This is a genomic window from Thalassobacterium sedimentorum, from assembly GCF_031127905.1.
In the GTDB taxonomy this organism is placed as follows: Bacteria; Verrucomicrobiota; Verrucomicrobiia; order Opitutales; family Coraliomargaritaceae; genus Thalassobacterium; species Thalassobacterium sedimentorum.
Map to the genome: position 1 here is coordinate 1 of NZ_JARXIC010000024.1, position 21,336 is coordinate 21,336.

14 protein-coding genes are annotated in these 21,336 nt (G+C 51.2%); 4 read left to right on the top strand and 10 right to left on the bottom strand.

The genetic code is table 11. The features are described from left to right. Positions 1–476: 476 nt before the first annotated feature. Entirely contained in the window at positions 477–4,331 is a 3,855-nt protein-coding gene (locus QEH59_RS13360; RefSeq protein WP_308985879.1) for a hybrid sensor histidine kinase/response regulator, read from the bottom strand. Positions 4,332–4,678: 347 nt separating this feature from the next. Between QEH59_RS13360 and QEH59_RS13365 the strand changes: the two genes are divergently transcribed. Both QEH59_RS13365 and QEH59_RS13370 read left to right on the top strand, forming a co-directional pair. After that, entirely contained in the window at positions 4,679–5,572 is an 894-nt protein-coding gene (locus QEH59_RS13365) for a hypothetical protein (RefSeq protein ID WP_308985880.1), read from the top strand. A 41-nt stretch (positions 5,573–5,613) separates the two neighbouring features. Continuing rightward, on the top strand, positions 5,614–6,264 hold the full coding sequence (locus QEH59_RS13370) for a response regulator transcription factor (protein WP_308985881.1): 651 nt from the start codon (positions 5,614–5,616) through the stop codon (positions 6,262–6,264). Positions 6,265–6,649: 385 nt separating this feature from the next. On the opposite strand, the gene QEH59_RS13375 is transcribed toward QEH59_RS13370, so the two are convergent. Both QEH59_RS13375 and efp read right to left on the bottom strand, forming a co-directional pair. Then, positions 6,650–9,376 carry a TonB-dependent receptor domain-containing protein gene (locus QEH59_RS13375; protein WP_308985882.1) on the bottom strand — a complete coding sequence of 909 codons (2,727 nt, stop codon included), beginning with the start codon at positions 9,374–9,376 and terminating at the stop codon, positions 6,650–6,652. Positions 9,377–9,636: 260 nt separating this feature from the next. Continuing rightward, positions 9,637–10,194, bottom strand: a complete 558-nt coding sequence (efp, locus tag QEH59_RS13380; protein ID WP_308985883.1) for an elongation factor P — start codon at positions 10,192–10,194, stop codon at positions 9,637–9,639. Positions 10,195–10,375: 181 nt separating this feature from the next. On the opposite strand from efp, the gene QEH59_RS13385 reads away from it, so the two are divergent. Both QEH59_RS13385 and QEH59_RS13390 read left to right on the top strand, forming a co-directional pair. After that, positions 10,376–10,882, top strand: coding sequence for a hypothetical protein (locus QEH59_RS13385; protein ID WP_308985884.1), 507 nt, complete (start codon positions 10,376–10,378; stop codon positions 10,880–10,882). Positions 10,883–10,954: 72 nt separating this feature from the next. Continuing rightward, a complete protein-coding gene (locus QEH59_RS13390; RefSeq protein WP_308985885.1) occupies positions 10,955–11,617 on the top strand; it encodes an energy transducer TonB in 663 nt (220 codons plus the stop codon). Between the two features lie 432 nt (positions 11,618–12,049). On the opposite strand, the gene QEH59_RS13395 is transcribed toward QEH59_RS13390, so the two are convergent. From QEH59_RS13395 to QEH59_RS13425, 7 genes are all read right to left on the bottom strand, one after another. Next, entirely contained in the window at positions 12,050–15,199 is a 3,150-nt protein-coding gene (locus tag QEH59_RS13395) for an efflux RND transporter permease subunit (protein WP_308985886.1), read from the bottom strand. 39 nt (positions 15,200–15,238) lie between these two features. Then, positions 15,239–16,378, bottom strand: a complete 1,140-nt coding sequence (locus QEH59_RS13400; protein WP_308985887.1) for an efflux RND transporter periplasmic adaptor subunit — start codon at positions 16,376–16,378, stop codon at positions 15,239–15,241. 41 nt (positions 16,379–16,419) lie between these two features. Beyond that, complete coding sequence (locus QEH59_RS13405; protein ID WP_308985888.1) at positions 16,420–17,793, bottom strand: efflux transporter outer membrane subunit; 1,374 nt, start codon at positions 17,791–17,793, stop codon at positions 16,420–16,422. Positions 17,794–17,841: 48 nt separating this feature from the next. After that, positions 17,842–18,087, bottom strand: coding sequence for a hypothetical protein (locus QEH59_RS13410; RefSeq protein WP_308985889.1), 246 nt, complete (start codon positions 18,085–18,087; stop codon positions 17,842–17,844). A 102-nt stretch (positions 18,088–18,189) separates the two neighbouring features. Then, positions 18,190–18,807, bottom strand: a complete 618-nt coding sequence (locus tag QEH59_RS13415) for a TetR/AcrR family transcriptional regulator (RefSeq protein WP_308949580.1) — start codon at positions 18,805–18,807, stop codon at positions 18,190–18,192. 161 nt (positions 18,808–18,968) lie between these two features. Then, positions 18,969–20,462, bottom strand: coding sequence for a hypothetical protein (locus QEH59_RS13420; RefSeq protein ID WP_308985890.1), 1,494 nt, complete (start codon positions 20,460–20,462; stop codon positions 18,969–18,971). 101 nt (positions 20,463–20,563) lie between these two features. After that, on the bottom strand, positions 20,564–21,322 hold the full coding sequence (locus QEH59_RS13425; RefSeq protein ID WP_308985891.1) for a hypothetical protein: 759 nt from the start codon (positions 21,320–21,322) through the stop codon (positions 20,564–20,566). Between the last annotated feature and the right edge of the window lie 14 nt (positions 21,323–21,336).

Sequence of the window (21,336 nt, forward strand, 5' to 3'; positions counted from 1 at the left end):
TGAGCCGAAATACAGTTTTCAGCCCCTGCCCGTCCGGGCTAAAAGTTAATTCGCCAAAGGCCCAGGAGCGGCTCTCCAAGCCAAACAGTTGATCCGCATGGTAGCGACAAGCGCCGCTGTTAACGCCAGGAACTCTCGTCTCTGAAGAGAATGATAGTGATTCATACAAATACAGGGGGGGATTAAACAAGTCGCCGAAGGAGGGATCATATATGAACAGCGAAAAAATTCTATCGCGCGTTTAAGCGAGATTTCGCCCTTTAATGTATTCAGGGCGAACTTAGCTTGTTGCAGCTGGCAGCAATGTCTGTGCAGGCAAAAGAAAGGCGCAGTGCCGAAGCGCTGCGCCTGCTATTCCTCTCCATATATCTCAAAGGTATGTGCTGTGTTTTAGCACTCCATTTTATTGGATGGAGCCTAAATGATCAGATACTCGATTTTATTGAGGAGATACTGCACTGGTCATGGTAAATGTCCTAATTTTGTAGTTCGACGTCTAGTTGCTCAATAAGTGGGGTAATTGTTTCTATCGGAGCTCTTTGTTTGGACTTTGTGGAGATGTTCTCGACCAATGTTTGAATGCTTTCGCATTGCTGTACGCGACAGAGGCCTAGGAGCTTGTGGGTAATTGTCTCTTGTGCTTTGAGATCTTGTGCTGCAAATGCCGCTTTAAGTTTGGCCAGCTCTTCTCGGAAGGTTTGTGTGTACTCAGCTTTAAGCTCCTGGAGGCTAATGGGGCCATTCTGAGAGAGATAGGCAAGTAAATCACTTTTTGTATCTGCTCGTGTATTTTGTGGGTGGAATTTCAATAGCTTTTTTAATTTCTCAGGATCGAGTGGTTTTTCAATGAAGTGCTTGAAGCCGGCGCCTAGGCACTTATCTTCGGCATCTAGACTATTGTAAGCACTCAGAGCTATAAATATTGGAGGTGGTGTGTGTGGGGCCTTTAGGTAGTTCTCCACGACTTCCAGACCGGACATCTCCGGCATGTTGATGTCTAATATGACAATTTCGTAATGTGTTTTGCGCAACATGTTTAGAGCGATGCGTCCATTTTCGGCGATGTCGATTTTGGCTCCCATACTGTTGAGCACTGCGGCGCTAATATAGCGGTTGAAGCTCATGTCGTCAGCAATTAGTACCCGTTGGCCTTTAAGGATTTCTGACTGAACTTGTTCTGGATTGGCTCTTGTTTTGCGCCGGAAGAGTTCAAGTTCAAATTGTAGAGTGAGCAGGAATCGGGCGCCCCCTGTGTAGTCCGGATCGAGTGTGAGCTGACCTCCCATCAGCCGAGCCATTTGAGAAGATATCGTGAGGCCGAGACCAGTGCCTGGAATATGACTGGTTTGACTTTCAGGCAGCCGTGCGAATTCTTCAAAGATGAATACTTCCTGTCCCTCGGGGACGCCGGGGCCAGTGTCGACGACTTCAAAGCAGGCCTTTACGGACTCGTCTATTTCCTGGCTGCTTAGCCTCAAGCTGACAGAGCCTTCCTTGGTATATTTGATCCCGTTGGAGACTAAGTTAATTAGGATCTGGCGTAAGAGGACTGGGTCGCCCTTCCAGTTGTGTTGAACTTTCGGGACGTCTAGTTGTAGTAGAATCCCTTTTTCCTGGGCCATACCGTTTTGAATTTGAATCACCTCTTGCATGAGTTCGCATGGGTTAAATGATTCGAATCGAGTTCTTAGTTTGCCGGCCTCTAAGCTTGAGTAGTCGAGAGTTTGGCTGAGCAGTTGATTCAGGTGCTGGCTGCAACTATAGAGATGGGTGGTCTCTTCAGTTTGAATGCCTTGTTCTTGCTCCTTTTGTTTAAGTAATCGTGCGATACCGATGATTCCATTGAGTGGATTACGGATTTCGTGGCTCATGCTGGCTAGGAAATTTTGTTTGGCGCGGTTGGCCTTGATGAGTTGTAACTTTTGCGTTTCGAGTTCGTAGGTCCTTGTGTTCACTAGCGCTTCTAATTGTTCGTTACGGATGCGTAGTGTGCGATTTCTCCAGTGGTTTGAGAATACGAGTATAGCGATCGCTGAGAGCGCATAGCCTACATAGGCGTAGGCGGTTAAATACCAGGGTCTACGGATCGTAAAGCGATACTCTGTGATGTTTCCGTTACGCCCAAATTCATCGATGGCTCTGACTTGGAAAGTATAGTGTCCATGAGGTAGGTTGGTGAATTCCCTATAAGTTGTCGGGCTTGGTTGCGTCCATGTTTCATGAAAGCCGAGCAGCCTAGTCTGGTAGCCCTTGACTTGGAGCCTAGTTGGAGGGGCAACGAAATTGACGACTAATGCTTTCTGGGGATAGTCTAAGAGCGGTTCTTTTTTCAAACTGCCATTTCCGTTGTAATAGACTTTGCTATCTTCTTGTTCGGCAACTGAAACGAGTCGTGTCGTCGGTGCAGGAGCGGATGAAAGTTTCGTTAGATTATATCGAAGCAGTTTGGATGTGCCTCCGACCCAGAGTGCCGCCTGTCCTTCGGATCTTTTTTCGTGGAAGAGCGAGGTGACTTTGCCAGCTTCGTTGAGTGAGGGAAGTTGCAGCGGGGACCAGCTCAAGCTTTTGTCGACGTTGACTTTTAAATGTCCGATTTGGTGGCGTTTTCCTGTGGCGGGTAGATTCACTATCCAGCCGTCGCCACTGGCTTCCCGACAGGTTTCGAGTGCGTAGGCGTCAGTGCCTAAGTCGTTTCCCAAAATAGGATCGTATTGAAATTGTCCGGTGTCGATCGCATAGGTGAATAGACCTTTATTGGTGATGACTAGAATCGTTTGGTCGTCCCGTAGGCTATACGCCCATACAAATTTATCCAGTAGTCCCTGCGATTGACCGAGTTTAGTGAGTGTCGATTGTGATTGCCAGTCCACTAGCAAGATGGGGCTGTTTTCACATGAAATTAGTAGCTTCTCATTGGGAAGTTCGGTGATTGATAGGACTGAATAATTGAAATTTTGAAGTGAGTCCAAATACTGCCAGCCGGTTTCGCTGTGCTGCCAGCGACTGACTTTTGGAGGATCACTGGTATAGATTAGTGAGGGGTTTAAGTTACTTTCAAACAAGTAGCCGACATGTCGGGATGAAGGTATTGTGTAGTTTTGTTTCCCAGATGTAATGACTCCGAGGTTCTGAGCGTCGCCGTACAGTAAATCAACTGAGGCGGAATATAAGTTCCAGATTGCATCGCCTTGAACGATCGTGCGGGGGCTCCACATCGCTCCTCGGCTTTGGTGGATTTTTTTTACTGCTTTCTCATTAGTATAGTAGAGTTCGTTTTGATGTTGTATGATGTCGAGTGCCTTATCGGGGAAGTGGCTTAAGGCCGAATTGGGGATTTCTATGATGGTACTGGTCGTTGCTGCCCAAATCGCACCTGAACTGTGTTCGAGTATATCATAGACTGAACTGTTGTCATGTCGCACTTGGCCGATGAGCCCTGTTGAGGGATCTATGATTTTGATCCCATCATGTGTAGTACTGACTGCGATGGTCTCATTTTGAAGTCGCTGCGCGTTTAGGATTTTGGACGCTTGCCACTCGATGTTGCTCGGGGTAAATGTGTCGTTCTTGAGTCGATGAAATCCATTGGCGACTGTGGCGCAGAGTAGGCCGGATTCGCTTTTTTCAATGATGGAAATAATGCCTGATGCGACTGCAGCTGTTTCGGGTGCGATCAGTGTGAATACATCCCCGTCTAAACGAAACAGGCCGGTTCCTCGATTATGCAGATACAATTGACCCTCGACCCAGTCCGTTAGGATTCTTCGTTCTATATCAAAATGCCAGTGTTTCCACTGTTGTCCGTCCCATCGCAACACTGATTCCGTGGTGATCAGGTAGATCTTGTCTTGCTGAGCGTAGATTGTCCAGAATGTGCCTAAATCTGGACTGTTCAATTGTTGTTGAATTGTATGAGTCAGGTCCGTATAGCGATAGTGACCTTGTGGGTCTAAGTAATAGTAACCAATTGTGGTTAGGCTTGATATCCAGATGCGATTTTGTGAGTCGATGGCGACTGAACTAATGTAGTCGGTTTGTCCAGTGGGTGGCATTGAATGCCAGTGTGCTCCGTCATATTTGAGTAATCCTGATTCGTTGGCGACAAACACACTACCGTCTACATCTTCAGCGATCGAACTGGACATAGGACCTCCTCCGTGTTGGTCCGGCGTATGTGCAGTGCTGAGTAAATTTGCGAGAGGTGCTGGCTGTGCAAATAAAGTCGCTAAAATGAGTTGGTTGCTGGCGATGGCTATCGCCCAAAAAATAGCTAGCTTTGATGGTAGATGCAGGGGGAGCGTGGAGCGATGGATCCAGAACTTAAATTTCATTTGCTTATCAAATATGGTGCAAAAGGACTAGTATGGTGGGTTGTCTTGAGCGTCGAATGCGAAATCTTTATCAAGTGCTTTCAATCAAGTCAGCACAGAATTAGGATATACATAGATGAAATCACTACTAAGCACCTTATTCCTAAATTTGGGAATGCATAAGAAATCAGCACATGTTGACCAAGTGCTTTCTCAATCTGAGGAGAAGACCAGTGTAGATGCCGCGACACCTACCTGTTTGCCCACTGTCTAATTTATAAAAAGTTAGCATGTCAGTGCCTAAATCAATGCGTGTCCGCGCGATGGTTTAGGCACTTTTTGTCCGATTGTTTTTAGAATAAAACCGTATGCTAAATTTAGCTCCGCTGCGTTATGTTAAGGTCATGGAGGCCGATGGTGGGCCGATTGCACGGCTGGAGCATGCGTATTGTGATATCTTTGGAGTACCCTGTGTTCACGCTGTTGCTTATTTAAAGCAGGGGATCGTAGCTCCTGAATTATTGCAGATGCGGGTGATCGCCCAACCGGATGGTGCAGGGGCTCATGAGAGTGCTCAGATTGCCTGTTACATGGCTATTTCGGAGGCAATGGAGCGTTGGGCAGTGCATTATTGTCGTGAGCGTTTAATTTCTGGTATGGGGGGCATGGATTTGGATTTTAGTTCAAATGGCTTTGCTGCCTATCCAGGCGTTTTTCGTCGACAGGCGCGGGAGGCTGCATACCGGGAGTCGATCGAACGTCATTGCTTGATTGGTTGGTGGGAAGGCTTATTAGGGCATCGCTGTATCGAAAATCCCAGACCCGGAGTTTCTGCGATTATCATCGATCATCGGTTTAGTGCGCACACGGTGGTATTGCTCTGGTCTATGACTGCTTATGGGCACTCTTACTCTTTCGGCGCGGGACACAATGTAGCGCATGCTGTTCAGCGGGCCTTGGTTGAACTGAGTCGCACCCAGAGTATGTTGAAACAGCTGGTTAAGCTCTCGCTTCCGCTTCGAGCGGGGCGACGCGGTGATGTGTTCGAACGTAGAATTCACTACTTTTCGACTGATGAGGGCGTGTCCCTTTTTTTGGAACGGCTGAAGCGGCAAGTCAAAACTGTACGCGCGCGGCCTAAGGTTTTATTTGATTCAGCCGTGTATGGACCCTGGGATGCCTATGCCAGCGTCTGGCGAACTGTTTTTGAGGCACCTAGTCAGGATTACTTGAGTGAGCGTGAAGACTATTTCTTTTGGTAGAATTCTTGCAGCTCAGGCTTTTGTGCCTTTAGTCCTCATACATGAAAGCCCTAATTGTTGAAGATGAGAAATTCGTACGCGAGTATCTCTCGAGCTTATTGCAGAATGAGTTCGATTTTGATGAAATCGTTCAGGCTGTGGATGGTGAGGCAGGTTGGGAGCTTTTCGAGCAGCAGTCCTTTCAGTTTATTATATTAGATTTGTTACTGCCTAAGTTGGATGGTATACAGTTGGCTAAGCGGATTCTAGAACGCGGGCGAGGACACCGTGTTTTAGCAATTTCCAGTGAATGCGATGATTTCACGGTGCGTGAAGTGACACGGAGTGGCATTTTAGGCTTTGTGAGTAAGAAGGATATGTCGGAAGGCATTATGAATCAGGCCTTTACTGAGATATTTGACGGGCACGTTTATTACTCTTCCAGTGTGTTAGAAGTTTTAGAGCGTGTGCGTAATGATCCCGATGCCTATTATAAGGTGCTCTCCCGCAGAGAGCTGCAAGTTTTGCGTTATATAGCCCAGCGCAAAACGCATGAGGAAATTGCAAGCGAGCTTGGACTGAGTGACTTTACCATTAAACGGCATCGTCATAATGCGATGAAGAAGCTAAATTTAAAAAACGAGTCGAGCCTACTTCATTTTGCTTTGGATAAAGGTATTTTAAAGCATAAGGGAGGTTTAGACTGGAGTTGAGAAGCTGATGTTTTCGGGAGATTAAAGTCGTTTAAATAGAATTGGTCTTTTTATACCATTTCCAAGTAATCGGCCTCCAGTTTACCTTTTTTGCCGATTAGCAGAGCTGTAACTTGTCTTTTGGACGCAGTGGATGATTGAACTATGGATTAAATTTGCTTGGCTGGAGTCTGTCGAGAAACTGGTTCATTCATAGTAGGTAATTCGTGCCAGACTTATTGCTTCGGTGTTTGCCCGAGGCACTTGTGAATGTGGTGACATTTGTGGGCTATTTTATGAGCCAGTTTCTTGATGCCTTATCTGGCTGGCAGTGGTTTTGTAGCTGATGTTACTTTGTCAGCTATTCGGATTCAGGCAGGGCATTGTAGATGTTTGCTATAGTTGTTTAGAATTCGCGACTCAAACTGATTCGGTACCGACGTCCTTCGAGATTGTAGAGTGAGGAGTCGTAGCCATCGGCAAAGGCTCCAGCTGCAAAAGGAGGTGGTGTATTACCTACATTATCTACGCCGAAGGTAAGTGTGGTGTTTGCCAGCCAGTCGTTAGATGTCTGGGGCCAGTGGTAACTGGCGACGAGGTCGAGAGTCGTCCATGCTTTTACTTCGCGTGGTTGATTTTCTGTGGTAAAGGCAATGTTGTCTTCAAGTGAATGGATATAGTTAAGCGTGCCTCCTAGTGTGAGTGATCCGCTTTGCCAAAGTAGTTCTAGATAGCCCTTGTACTCTGGAATGGAGCCGCGACCGATCACGTTGCCGCCTGACGCGCGTGGGTCGATTAGTTTACCCAGATAGTTGCTATAACTGGCATTCTCAGAAGCTTTTAATTTGTAGCTGAGCACTTGGTTCACCCCCAGGGTCGCTTGCCAATAGCCATTGAAGCTTGGTTTTTTGTAGCGTACTTTATAGTCAATACCGTCAGTGATGGATTCGGAGGCGTTAAACCAGTTGGCAAACACCCCACTGAGTGCCTGTGTGTTGGGGTCTCGAATCACTGCTGCGTTTCCTATGTCGTTGCCGAGCGCAGCTTGATCGATAAAATATTGTGCTCCATTAACGATGACATCCTCGGTTTTGATGTTATAGTAATCGATTGATAATAGCCATCCGCGGGTAGGATCTGGCTCGAATCGAATGCCAATGTTCAGATTAATGGATTGTTCCGGATCCAGATCGGGATTGCCACTGACGATGGTGTCGATGCGAGCACTGTCTGAAGTGTAGCCCAGAGGGTCCTTGTAGATAGGGGATGTGGAAATGCCAGCTCCATAGCTTTCTGTAAGGGTTGGGGCGCGAAAGGAGGTGCCTAAACTCGTACGCAATTGAACTGTATTATATGGACGGTAAACGAGGCCTGCTTTGTAAACGAGGGCGTCGTATTGATTGTCCCCTTGTATGCTGCCACTGGTAGGACGATCACTATAGTTTTCGTAGCGCGTCGAGAGGCTGACCGCTAGCTCATGCTGTGTGTCGGAAAAAATTGGAATCCAAGTCTCAGCAAAAAATGAGCTTACCTCACGCTGAGCGGAGTATGAGTTTTCCGCTGCGCCTCCCAGATTTTCGCCTGATTCGAATAAAGGATCAATTTCAACATCAATTGTTTCCTTGCGGTATTCGATTCCTGTAGCGAGTTGCACTGGGCCGTGTGAGAGTTCAAAGATTGAGGTCTTGGCTTTTAAGTCGTAGCTCCAGAATTTTTCGTTGTAATGATTACTTGGCTGACGAGCTGCACTCTGAAGCGCAGTTGCATTGTTGTAGCCGGGGCCAACGGCACCAGCGCTTGCGAATGGATTGAAAGCTCCGCTGTTGATGAGCTCAACTAATGCTGACTCATCGACAATGCCAGTGTAATTGGCTTCTAAATCTGTTTGGATGTAGAGGGCAGCCGTTTCCCAATTCCATTCGCCAAGTTGTCCGCGTAGGCCTAGTAGCCCACGTAGTGCGGATTTTTGTTGCTCAATCTCTAGTTTACCGAGTTCGAGACTACGATAGTTGACCTGTTCTAATTCGGATGGAACGATACCAGCGGGGAGGTAGGGGCTGCTGCGTGCTGCTTCGAGTACTGTGGGGTGCACTGGGAAGCTGAAACCTGCAAAAGGAAAGGAGCCACCAAACCATGGAGCTGGAGCTAACCCGTTGTCGAAGACACTTTCAGTCCATAGAAATTCCCCCCAAACTTGTAGGTCTGGTTGAATGTCGTGAGTGAGGTGGGCCATTAGGCTGCTGCGTTCAACTTCGGGGACCGCAATGGCTTGCTGGCTGAAATTGTAGAGATCCTCGTTCGCGTTCCATGGACGATAGTCTGTCAGATTGCTTGGACTCGAAATCCCTTCCTTGAGTGTATATTCGCTGCCATCTACTTTGATCCTCCCAGGATAGGTGGGACTGCCTTGGTTTTGACCGCCTTGATCTCGGCGGTCAGCATCTGCAGAGCGCGCCCGATCTCGGGTAGCGATCGCGTTGCGCTGATACCAGCTACCGAAAAGCAAGAGGTGCGTTGATTCGTTGAGATCTTGTCCTGACAAAAATGAAATCGTCTTTTCCGATGCGTCCCCGTCTGAAGTGTCACTGTAGCTTGTATCCACTCGATTGCCGATATATTGATCCTGTAATAGCAGATTTACGGTTCCTGCAACTGCATCCGAACCATATGCCACAGCAGTTCCCTCTGTGGCAACCTGCACTTCCCTGATCGCCATTGATGGGATTAGATTTAAATCGGCAAATCCACCATGTTGAAAACCAGTTGCACTATTGCCGCCAGAGCGTCGTCCATTGATCAGTGTCAGCGTAGATAAATTGCCAAGGCCATGAAGATTAGCACTTGCCGAACCGGTGCCGCTATTACTGTCATTCTCATTATTGCTGGCTCCATAAGAGAATGGCTGCTTGCGAATGGATTCGATCGCAGTGTACGTGCCCCATAGACTGAAGTGGGCATTCTCAATCTCTGTCAGGGCGGTAGCATGCAGTTCTTCGGAAATTGGTAAATGACTGCCAGTGACGACAAATTCATCCAAAACCATTATCTCACCCTCGGCGACACTCTGAAGTGCTAGTTGCGTATTCGTAAGCGCGGCACATAAGGTGGGTAGCAAAAATCGTTTGTTTTTCATTAGGAGAGGGCTGAACTGCTGTGCAGGTGAATACCTTAGTCATTATTGGGTATAAGGACTAATTTCGAGTAGGCTAGGTTATAGTTTGGTAAATGTGCTTCGTTATAATTATCGCTAATGGGTTTTGTTCGTTTAATAAGCTCAATGAGTTCATTATTGGTATGAGGACTGGTTCGTTTAGACAAAAAAACGGCGTCGATTACTCGACGCCGCTCACTTAGAGAGGGAGATCTTAATTTTGGAAGAATACCTATTATCTATTATGCGCGTCCACCGTAGGAACGGTCAGCAGTATTTACTTTAATGACTTCGCCTTCTTTGATAAAGAGAGGCACTTGAATCGTGAGACCGGTTTCAAGTGTGGCGGGCTTTTGCACATTGCTGGCAGTATCTCCCTTGATACCTTCTGCGGATTCAGTGACTTTCATCTCAAGGGACGCAGGTAGGTCGATTGAGATGGGTTTATCATCCACATGCAGCACGCTGTAAGCCTGTGTTTCCACTAAAAAGTCCTTTGCGTCTTCGACCAGGCTTTCATCTAGGATAACATCTTCGAAGCTTTCAGGATCCATGAAGTGATACCCATCTGCATCAATATAGCTGAACTCTAGTTTCACCATATCGGTATGCATAATTTCGACACTATCGGTGGTGCGAATCTTAGTGTTGGTGCTGGCACCGGTGTTTAGGTTGCGCATCGTGACTTGCATGAAGCCAGCTTGGCGGCCTTGCGTGCGGTGTTGCACATCAAGTACGAGGTGCGGATTGCCTTGATAGTTGAGAACTTTGCCTTTACGGACGTCTGTGGGTGATGCCATGGGTATTATTGGTTAAAAAACGTCTGATTTGTCAGTGAGCTGAGCCAGTGTCAAGAATCCCTCTATTTTAGATCGAATGTCGGCGTTTCGGCACAAATAAGACTCTGATTGGCACGATACACAGGAGTGGGAAATTAAAAATTGAATCGCTTTCGTCGCTAAGTTGGCTATATCAGTGGGTATGGTAAATGAAGTTATCGAGTCAATTTTACGCCTAATTGAGGCGGTTTTTGGCTATTCAATCGGAGAACCGGACTTCAATATTGTAGTGGGAATATGTGTATTTGCCTGGGTGTTGGCAGCGCGGGCCTTTATGGCCATTTTTTCAAGTAAACGTGGAATTCTGGCAGCTTTCTTTGCTTTTGCGATTCCAGTGACAATTGGGCTAGTTGGATACGCGATGGCGGAACTGTATGTGGTGCCATTGATGAAATCCTATGGCTGGAGAATCTTTGCCCTACCAAGTGCAGTGTTCGCATTATTTGTGTTTCTTTCCATTCTGTTGCTTGCGAAACGTGTTTGGGCGCTTTCTGCGGGGGTGAGTCTGTTTATTTATGTTGTTGCCACCGCGGCAGCGATTGGAGCCTACTTCGGAACGGAAGTGACTCTAGGGGTGATTGAATATGGTGAAAATCAAATGGAGCAACGTGATCAACGGGTGAAGAGCGAGATTGATGCGCTTCTCTAGGTTGAAAGCGCGGTCGCATTGATGCTCGGACTTTGACAAAGTATGTTCGGCGGCACTTAAGTGGTAGCCAGCATGCCAACATTTCAACCATCTCCCAACAGATCGTCTAGTTTTGGACTCAGTCTATTATTTGGCTTTGGGGTGGCTTTGTTAATCATGTTGTTGGTGCCGCTGACTCAATTAATTCCGCCGCAGCGGGAATCGGTAAATGTAATTGAAGTGGCGGAGGTCGCCGCGCCGCCACCGCCTCCTCGCATTGAGGATTCACCGCCTCCTCCGGACTTGGAAGAGGCGCCGCCCCCTCCGGAATTGGAGGTGCCGCCTCCGATGCCGACACTGGAGCAGCTTGAGATTGCGCTCAATCCGGGCACGGGGGATCTAAGCGTGGCCTCCGGACTGGGCTTTGCAGTTGATTTTTCGACTGAATCGGTCGCTCAGTTGGAACAGCTTTTTGGTTTTGGCGAACTTGACGAAGTGCCACATCTTGTGCGTGAGGGACGTTTTCGCTATCCGCCCAATTCCCCGCGTGGGCGCGGGGAGGCCTATGTCAAACTGCTCATATATGTTGAATCTGACGGTAGGATTTCCGTGCAAAAGGTAATCGACTACTCGCACCAGGAGTTCCTTGAGGCCGCGAAACGAATGGCTGAAGGCTCTCGCTTCTCACCCCCCATGCGAAATGGCTTGGCTGTGCGCTCACAGTATGAATGGCCCATCCGAATCCCCTTGAAGTAATATTGGTAGTGTCTCAGGATTCGATCGCAAGAAGGGGGAATTCCTGCTCGCTTCTACGCCGGTCGGTGTGCTTTCTGCGATTTTGGGCCGCATCACTTTGCCTGTTTTGCGAGATAGCGACCAAAGGCATGCATGCGCGTAGGTGTATGAGCGCCTGTGTATGGGCATATAGCCACCACGGCAAAGTCGGGGCAAATTCATGAATTCTAGTAGGCAAATGCCTAGCCCCCGGATCACAAAGCGCAGGCTCCCGTCCACTGCGCTGTCCACCGTCAACAAGCCGCGAAAACGTCGATTCAGCCATTTCCCGCAGGCGTCGACCACCTCGGCTGCTGTCCTTTGTTTACGAGGCTGGATGGGTAGGCACAAAAAACTCCCGCCGTTTTGAAGCTTGGCGGGAGTTGAAGCGTGTGTCTTCGAGCTCAAACTTCTTTACTTCAAGCGCTGTACTTTATGTGAGGACTTGGCGTATTTTTGAATGATCACGTAGAACACGGGTGTCATGAAGATTCCGATCGCGGTGACGCCGAGCATGCCGCCGAAGACGGCGGTGCCTAGGGCCTGGCGCATTTCGGCACCGGCACCTGTGGCAAATACGAGTGGGACTACGCCGAGGATGAAGGCGATGGCGGTCATCAAAATAGGCCGTAGGCGTAGGCGTGAAGCTTCGATTGCGGCGTCGAAGCGGTTCATGCCTTCGTCTTGCTTTTGTTTGGCAAACTCAACGATGAGAATGGCGTTCTTGGCGGCTAAGCCGATGAGTACGATGAAGCCGATCTGTGTTAAGATGTTGTTGTCAAATCCGCGTAAGGCAACGAGACCGATGGCGCCACTGAGACTGAGGGGGACGATGAGTATGATGGCCAGTGGTAGTGACCAGTTTTCGTATTGTGCCACGAGCACCAGGAAGACGAAGGCGATGGCCATCAGGAAGACGACGGTGCTGCCGCCGGCTTGCTTTTGTTGGTAGGCGAGATCGGTCCATTCATAGTCCATGCCGGGAGGCAGAATCTCGGCAGCGAGTCGCTCCATAGTGGCAATTGAATCTCCGGAGGAGTAGCCGGGTGTGGTGGAGCCTTGCACCTCGGCTGAGGAGAATAGGTTGTAGCGCACATAGCGGTCGGGGCCAGAGGAGTTCTTGAGTTCGACCAGGGAAGCGAGGGGCACGATGTCGCCGTTATTGTTGCGTGTCTTGAGGCTGTAAAGGTCTTCGGGTGTATCGCGAAACTTGGTGTCGGCCTGGGCGGTCACTCGGTAGGTGCGGCCGAGTAGGTTGATGTCGTTGACGTAGAGTGAACCGAGATAAATCTGCATGGTGCTAAAGATGTTATCGAGTGGCACATCCAGCATCTTGGCTTTGACGCGGTTCACATCGGCATAGTATTGCGGCACCGAGGAGCGATAGGAGGTAAAAGTCTGCGTGATTGAAGGCTCGGCATTGGCCGCCATGGCGAGCTTCCATGCGGTTTGTTCGAGCACGGCGGGGCCGAGTCCGGCGCGGTCGCGCAGTTGCATCTTAAAGCCACCGCCGCTACCGATGCCGCGCACGGGTGGGGGCGGGATGACGAAGACGAAGGCTTCTTGAATGTCGCCTAGTTTTTGCCGTAGTTCGGCGATGATGGTGTCGCTATCGCGTCCGGATTCGAGGCGCTCCTCGAAGGATTCGAAGGGTGTGAAAATGGCCGCGGAGTTGGGACTATTGGTGAAGGAGGCACCATTAAAGCCAGCAAAGGCGACGGTGCCCTTGATGCCGTCGACAGTCATGATGGTATCGACGATGCTACGCGTGAGCTCGTCGGTGCGCTGCAGTGAGGAGCCGTCGGGCAATTGGGCCACCACGATGCTGTAGCCTTGGTCTTGTGTCGGGATGAATCCGACCGGTACTTTGCCAAAGCCAAACCAGGTGACTGCGAGTAGGCCGACATAGATAATGATGGCGGCGAAGCCGAAGCGCACGATGCGGCGAATGATGCCGGTGTAGCCGCGGGTGAATTTATCGAAGAACCAATTGAAGCCCTTGAAGAACCAGCCAAAGAGGAACATGTAAATGCGAGTGAAGCGGTCCTGCGGCGCATTACTCGGGCGCAGCAAAATGGCACCGAGTGCGGGGCTGAGGCTGAGTGATACGATGGTCGATATCACCACAGCGCCAGAGATGGTGAGCGCAAACTGTTGGTAGAATTGACCCGAGATGCCAGGGATGTAGGCGGTCGGCACGAAGATCGCGACCATCACTAAGGAGGTGGCGATTACCGCACCGGTGACTTCCGACATGGCGGCGAAGGCGGCTTCGCGTGGGCTCTTGCCCTCGTCGATATTACGCTGAATATTCTCCACCACCACGATGGCGTCGTCCACCACGATGCCGATCGCGAGCACGAGTCCGAAGAGTGTGAGGTTGTTGAGGGAAAAGCCCATGATCGCCATGGTGGCAAAGGTGCCGATTAGTGAGATCGGGATGGCGAGGAAGGGGATAATGGCAGCGCGCCAGGATTGTAGGAACACTACGATCACTAAGACCACGAAGAGTATGGCCTGAAGCAGGGTGATTTGCACTTCGTCGATCGACTGCTGAATGAACTGGGTGGGATCGTAAATGATTTTATACTCCAAATCATCTGGGAAATCTTTTTCCAGCTCAGCCATGGTGGCGCGTATTGCGCTCGCAGTCTCCAATGCGTTCGAGCCGGGACGTTGAAAGATCGGCATCGCGAGCGCGGGTGTTTTGGTGGCGTAGTTGACGATGCCATAGTCTTGTGCGCCGAGCTCGACTCGAGCGACGTCGCGTAAGTGTACGACTTCACCGTTCTGGCCTGTTTTGACGACGATGTCTTCAAATGCGGTCTCGTTGTCGAGGCGGCCGAGTGTGCTGACATTGTATTGAAAAGCATTGCCTTGGGTGGTGGGCGATTGCCCGATCACACCGGCGGCGACTTGCACGTTTTGCTCGCGCAGTGCTGCGACTACATCGCTGGGGATCATCGACAAGGAGGACAATTTTTCCGGGTTCAACCAGATGCGCATGGAGTACTCACGTGCTCCAAATAAGCGCACGTCGCCCACGCCTTGTATGCGGCGCAGCTGCTCGCGCACTTGAGTGATCGCGTAGTTACTGACGTAGAGATTATCGTAGGTGCCCCCCGGCGACATCATTTGCACCACCAGTAAGATGTCGGGGCTGTTCTTGGTGACGGTGACACCTGCGCTGCGAACTTCGTCGGGTAAGCGGGGCTCCGCAATGGCGACGCGATTTTGCACCAGCACCTGTGCCTGATCCAAGTCGGTGCCGAGCTCGAAGGTCACGGTAATGGCCAGTGAACCGTCCGCGGTGGAATTGGACGACATGTAGAGCATGTTTTCCACACCGTTGATCTCCTGTTCGATCGGCGCGGCGACGGTGTTGGCGATGGTTTCCGGAGTGGCGCCGGCGTAGCTGGCGCGCACCACAACAGTCGGTGGCGCGACTTCTGGATATTGTGCGATGGGCAGTGTCGGAAATGCGAGTATCCCGAGCACGGTGAATACGATCGATATGACGATCGCAAAGCGCGGACGCTTAATAAAAAAGTGAGAGAAATTCATGGCTTGGTTCGGTAGTCGGTCAAAGAGGAGCGCGGAGGATTATTGAGCCGCCGCTTGTGGATCCACCGTCATACCTGGACGGATGAATTGGATGCCGCTTACAATGATGCGGTCTTCGGTGCTGAGGCCCGAGCGCACGATGCGTAGACCCTCATGTGTGGGGCCTAGCTCGAGTGTGCGGCGCTCGACGCTGTTGTCGTCTTTGAGTGCCCAGACATATTTGATGGTTTGGTCGGTGCCGATCGCTGTATCGGGAATGAGGATACGGTCGGCTTTTTCCGTGGTGGCGACACGTATGCGGGCGAAGAGCCCCGGTGTGAGGAATTCATCTTCGTTTTGGAACAAGGCACGCACAGTGAGTGTGGCGGTGTTGGGGTTGAGCTGATTACTGGAGAAGTTGATGATGCCCTGGTGTGGATAGCCCTCTTCATCGTCGAGGCCCAGCCAAGCAGGGATTTGCGCATCGGAGTGACGGCCCCCAGTTTCGCCATTAAAATAGCGACGCAGGCTGCGCAGGAAGGCACGTTCGTCGACTTCGTAGTAGGCGTAGATGGGGCTGTGCGGCACGATGGTCGTGAGTTCAGTTTCTGAGGCGACCACCAGATTCCCCACTGTGACTTCGCGGCGGTCGGCAATGCCGTCGATCGGTGCGATGACTTGCGTGAACTCGAGGTCCAAGTGAGCGGCTTCCAGCGAGGCGATGGCGGCGGCGACATCGGCTTCCGCTTGCAGTGCTTCACTGTTACGAATGTCGGCCTCCTCTTGGCTGATCGCGTTGACTTCGATCAGCTTTTCAGCGCGCTTCAAGTTTGCTTTGGCGAGTGAACGCGCAGCTTCGGCTTGATTGACCTGTGCTTGCAGGCGATTGACCTGTGCCTGAAATGGGCGTGCATCGATCACGTAGAGCAGATCGCCGGCCTTTACTTTTTGTCCTTCAGTGAAGTGAATCGATTCGATGTAGCCACTCACACGCGGGCGCACGTCGACGATTTCGACCGCTTCCAGGCGACCGGTGTAGTCGGCATACTCAGCAATGTGTTGTTGCGTGGGGTTGGCGACTGGCACCGGCAGAGCTGCGTTGGCAGCGGGGGAGGCGGGGCTGGCGGCTTTATTATCGCAGCCGACGAGAGTGGCCAGTAAGGCTAGAGTGGATACGGCGAGGGAGAGTGGCTTATTCATTGGTAGTGGTATTCTTTTTGATTTTTAAAGTGGGAAGCAGCTTAGTTCCAGTTGCCGCCGATCGCCCGGATGAGGCGGATGGAGTTTTCGTATTCGTCGCCGATGATCTGGGCTAGGCTACGTTCGGCCTCCAATGCGGTGCGCTCGGAGTCGAGCGAGGAAATGAAGTCGACGATACCATTGCGGTATTGATTGTCGGATATCGTTTGCGCGCGTGCGGAAGCGTGTGCCGCGCGCTCCAGTGCGGCGCGTTGCACGGAGAGGTGACGCCAGCCCGAGAGTGCGTCTTCCACTTCGGCAAAGGCTTCCACTACGGTTTGCTCATAGTTGGCGGCCGCTTCAGCGTAGGCATATTCGCTGCGACTGAGATCGGCGCGTAGGCGTCCTCCTTGGAAGAGCGGCAGGTTGATATTGGGGCCGAAGCTGTAAAGTTCGGAACCGGTCTTGAACCAATCGCTCGCTGCTGAGGCGGCGAAGCCACCGCTGGCGCCTAGGGTGATGCGTGGAAAGAAGTTTCCCTTGGCCACGCCGATACGTGCGTTGGCTGCGCGTAAGTTTTGTTCGGCCAGACGGATGTCGGGGCGGCGCTGCAACAGTTCCGAGGGGAGGCCAGCGGGCGCGTCTACGGGTTTGCCAGTGAGCGCGGTGACTTGAATCGAAAAATCCGGTGCCGCTTGTCCCGTCAAGACCGCCAGCGCATTTTTGCGAGTATCGCGCGAGCGCAGCAGGCTGGCCAGGTCCGCTTCCGATTGTGCTAGCAGCGTCTCAGACTGTGCGACATCGAGGTCGCTGACGGCTCCATTTTCATAGCGCTTTTTAACGATTTCCAGTGATTCACGGCGTGTTTCGACACTGCGTTGTACGGATTGCACTTCGCGCTCGATGGCGCGTAGGCGGAAGTAGTTGATCGCTACGTCGGTTTCGGTGATCAGGAGTAGATCTTGATAGGCGGCCTCGCTGGCCGCGGCATCCGCCTCGGCGGCTTCGACTAAGCGTGCCACACGACCGAAGAGGTCCAGCTCCCATCCTAAGGTGAGTGAGGCATTGTAGGCATCCTCCGCATCGCCAGTATTGCCCAGTGCCTCCGAATCTTTGTAGCGTTCGTAGGTACTGTCTGCATCCACTTGAGGGCGTCGGCCAGCCTGCTCTTGCCGAATGAGCGCACGCGACTGTCGTGTGCGCTGATAGAGCGCATTCAAGCTGTGATTGTGGGCACGCGCCTGGCTCACCAATTGAGTGAGTTGCACATCGGCGAAGAGCTCTGTCCAATGCTTCACGTCGATTTCAACCGAGGGGGTCGGCTGTGTGTATGCCTGGGGCGTGGCGGGCTCAGGCTGGGCGAAATCGGGCCCCACCGCGCAGCCGGAAAGCACGAGCGATAGGACAGTCATGGATGTCAATAGTGGTTGGATCATGGCTTGGTCGTTTGCGAGGTCGGTAGTGGTCGGTCGTCTTGTCGCGTATTATGCGGCGTGGCGCTTTGCGTGCGTGTTGAAGCTCAGCGTGCGTGGCTGACCGATGCCGCCCGGGAGCCCGAGCAACTTGTGGCCTGTGTATTGGCGCAAGGGACTCGGCTGCGGGCTGGCTGCTCTGTTACCTTCCGCTGGAGTGCGGTTGGTTCTTTGAACTCCGAAGATGCGATCCGCCAAGCGGTCGTGACGACCGTAGCGCGCGGCGTTGAGTTCGAGGGTGTCTTTGATTCCGATCATAATATAAATTGGTTAGTAGTTGACTGTTTAGTAAATAATTAAGCCTGAGTATCTGCCGACAATTGTGCATCAGCAATGGGTGGAGGCAGCGGGCCAGCGCTCTTAGGCGACTGAGATTTCGGGCAGCTGTTGAATGCGGAGGATACGGGCAGCTGCGACGGGAAGATCTTTGAGTATCTCCGGGTCGTTTTTCATGCGCGCTTGGGTAATCATACCCTCATAGAGGTTAAACAGAATGCGTGTGGCTTCTTTGGTATCCATTTCAGGGATATCTCCATTGGCGACCGCCTCCGTGATGGTCGCTTCGAAGTAGCGCTGGAAGCGGCTTAGCATCTGGTTCACCTTATCGGCTAGCTCCGGCTCGATGGTTGAGATCTCGGCGCCGATGTTAAAGAAGGGGCAGCCCAAGACGCAGCCATGTTCGGCCGCGACTTGCTGGGTGCGCTCGTAAGCTTCCTGGAGTTTACGGGCCAGGCGCTCCAAGGGCGGGCGCGAGGGTGAAAAAGTCGCATCTAGGCGAGGTTGGATCTGAGTCCACACATGGTCCATTGCGGCGATACCGAGATCGAGCTTGGACTTGAAAAAGTAATAAAAGCTGCCCTTTTTGACCTCTGCCTTTTCGCAGATGACATCAATCGTCAACGAGCCATAGCTGCGTTCCCACATCAGGAGCACCATCGCGTCGAGGAGTTGATTTTTTGCATTACTTGTTCGTCCCATGGGATGCACTAATAGATGACTATTTGGTAAAGTAAAGTCGTTCTGCTATTTTTTTTGAAAAATAGAGCGTTTTTCAGAATGGCGCCTGATTCAGCGGCGAGCAAGGGCGCGGCAATCCAGCGATTGCCGCGCGCAGAGTGTGCATGCTATTTTTCTAGCGATTACTCTGCTTCGGTGCGCGGCGTGACGCTATAAAACTCTGAGGTGGCTGCGGCATCGCTGCGGGTAATGATGCTGCTGCCTTCAGAGTCGCTCAATTCAGTCCATGTGCTGGCTGCAGTACCCAGAGTTTGGCTGCTTACGATTTTAAGGTCGTTGCTCCCGTTGAGGGTGAATACGGCTTCACCGTCGACTTGCACCAATCGTAGGTCCACGCTTTCTTCGAAGGTTTCGGGCGTATCGCTACTGATCTTTGTCAGCAGGCTGATGTTTACGCCATTGGTGTCTTGGCTAAAATTGTAGGCAAAGTTCTTAGAGGCATTAATGTACAAAGGAGCAAGATCTCCCGAATCGTTGAACAGCAGCGAGTTTTCAGTATTGGCAATACTGAAGCTACCATTGATGGCCCCGCTGGCATTGCCGGAGGAGTCGATGTGAATGTTACCTTGTTTGGTGGAAAACTCGTCCGTGTAGTAGATGTCTACGAGTTCTTCGCTCAAGCCAGTGCTGCCGGCATAGTCGTTAATATCGCCCGTGCGGTTGTTTCCTGTTTGGCTATTATAGTAGCTTTCCGTCATCTCGATAGGGATGAATAGGGAGGTGTAGCGCCAGTTGCCAGACAGCTCTGCCAGGTTTAGGGAAGAGGGGAGCTTGCTGATAATGATGAGTTCCACATATTCGCCTGCTTCCGTTTTGACGTGCACAATCACATCTTTGGCAGCATTGATGTTCATGGTCATCGGGCTGGTATCGTCGCCCGGGGCGATTACGGGGCGAACACCATTGACAGATATGCTGCCTGAAAAGAGTCCACTGAAAGAGCCATCATTGATGGTGAGTGTGCCCCAATTACTTTCGAAATCTTCAATTCGGTGTAGATCGACCAATCGCTCACCTTCCCGCGCGTAATCGCTAATATCAGAGTGACGTTGATTATCGGTACTCTGATTATAGTAGGTCTCCTGCATCGCAGAGCCAATATAAGCGTTGCCCAGGCCCCATTTGCCGTTGAGTTCACTTAGGCTCAGGCTTGCCGGTTGCCGCAGGACAATGCTGAGCTCTTGGCTGTTGGAGTCCGCAGTGGAATTAGTAATGATGTCTTTCGCTAGATTCACGTAAGCCGGGCTGGCATCGGATAAAGATTCGCCGTCATCTTTGGCCAGTAGGCGCCCCCGGTTATAGTCGAGAATTTGGGCTGCTGCGCCTCCGCTGATATTGCCGGTGGCGTCGATGCTCAGGCTGCTGGCCTCGGTGGCAAAATCACTGCTATAGTAAGTATCCACTAAAAGTTCTCCACTCTGCGCATAATCCTGAGAGTCGCTGGATCTGCGCGTTTCGCCTGTGCTTATATTATAATAAGTCTCGATGAGAGCGGCGGGAGTTTCGAGTCGCAGTTCTCTCCAATTACCGGCAAGATCGGCTGTGTCGTCCGCGTAGGTCGCGCATGTGACGCTTAGGATTGCGAGTGTGGATGTGAGTTTTTGGTAGGTAGGCATAATTTTCGCAACTATTTCGCTGCAAGTCGTGCAGTCAATGATTGGAATCGCATATCTTAATTATGTGATTGCTATATGGCCCTGCTCCAGGCGGCGAATGGTTATTTATTTTGTTTCACGTATTCGACGAAGCGCACGAGCCCTTGCAGTGCTTGTGCGAACATTTGTGGTCGGACTGTTTCACTGTCGTACTGGTGGCCCGTGTAATTTGAGTTGATTTCAAGTTGAATGCAGGGAGTGTCCATAGCCGTGACAAATTTCGTAACGGTCTGGTGTGCAGTGGCCGCGAAGTAATCCATTGAAAAATTCGACATGCCTTCCTGCTGTAGGTAGGACATGAGCGAGGTCACAATCCAGCGGTTGCCACGAATGCTTGCACCATTCATAGTGCCGAAGTCCACATCGTATGGGCGATACCAATGCGAGGCGTGGATATCGAGCACCAGTCGAGGCTGTTCCGTTTCGATGAGTTGTGCCAGTGCACGTTTAAAGTCGTTGTCATCGTAGTAGTTTGGATCGGAGGGGCTGGCATAGGTGGTGTAGATCACGGTGGAATCCGTCAGCTCCGCAAGCATGACAGCCAGTGATCCCGTGCCACCATCTGGAAAGCGCAGTTTTCCCTCGCGCGTGGGGCGAGTGGCGTGAGGGGCTACGATCAGCACATTCGAACTGCCGTGTTTGATTTCAAACCAAGACTCGCCGGCCGGGGCGAACTCTGCGCTGTTGTGTGCGAATGTCTCTTCGATTTCAATTGCACGATCAACATGTTTTTTGGTGATGATCGCCTTCTCGGGCAAGGTTGCGCATCCCGCGAGCAGCGAGAGTAGGGTGATTTGGAGGACTAATACTGAATGACGCATGTTTTTATTGATAT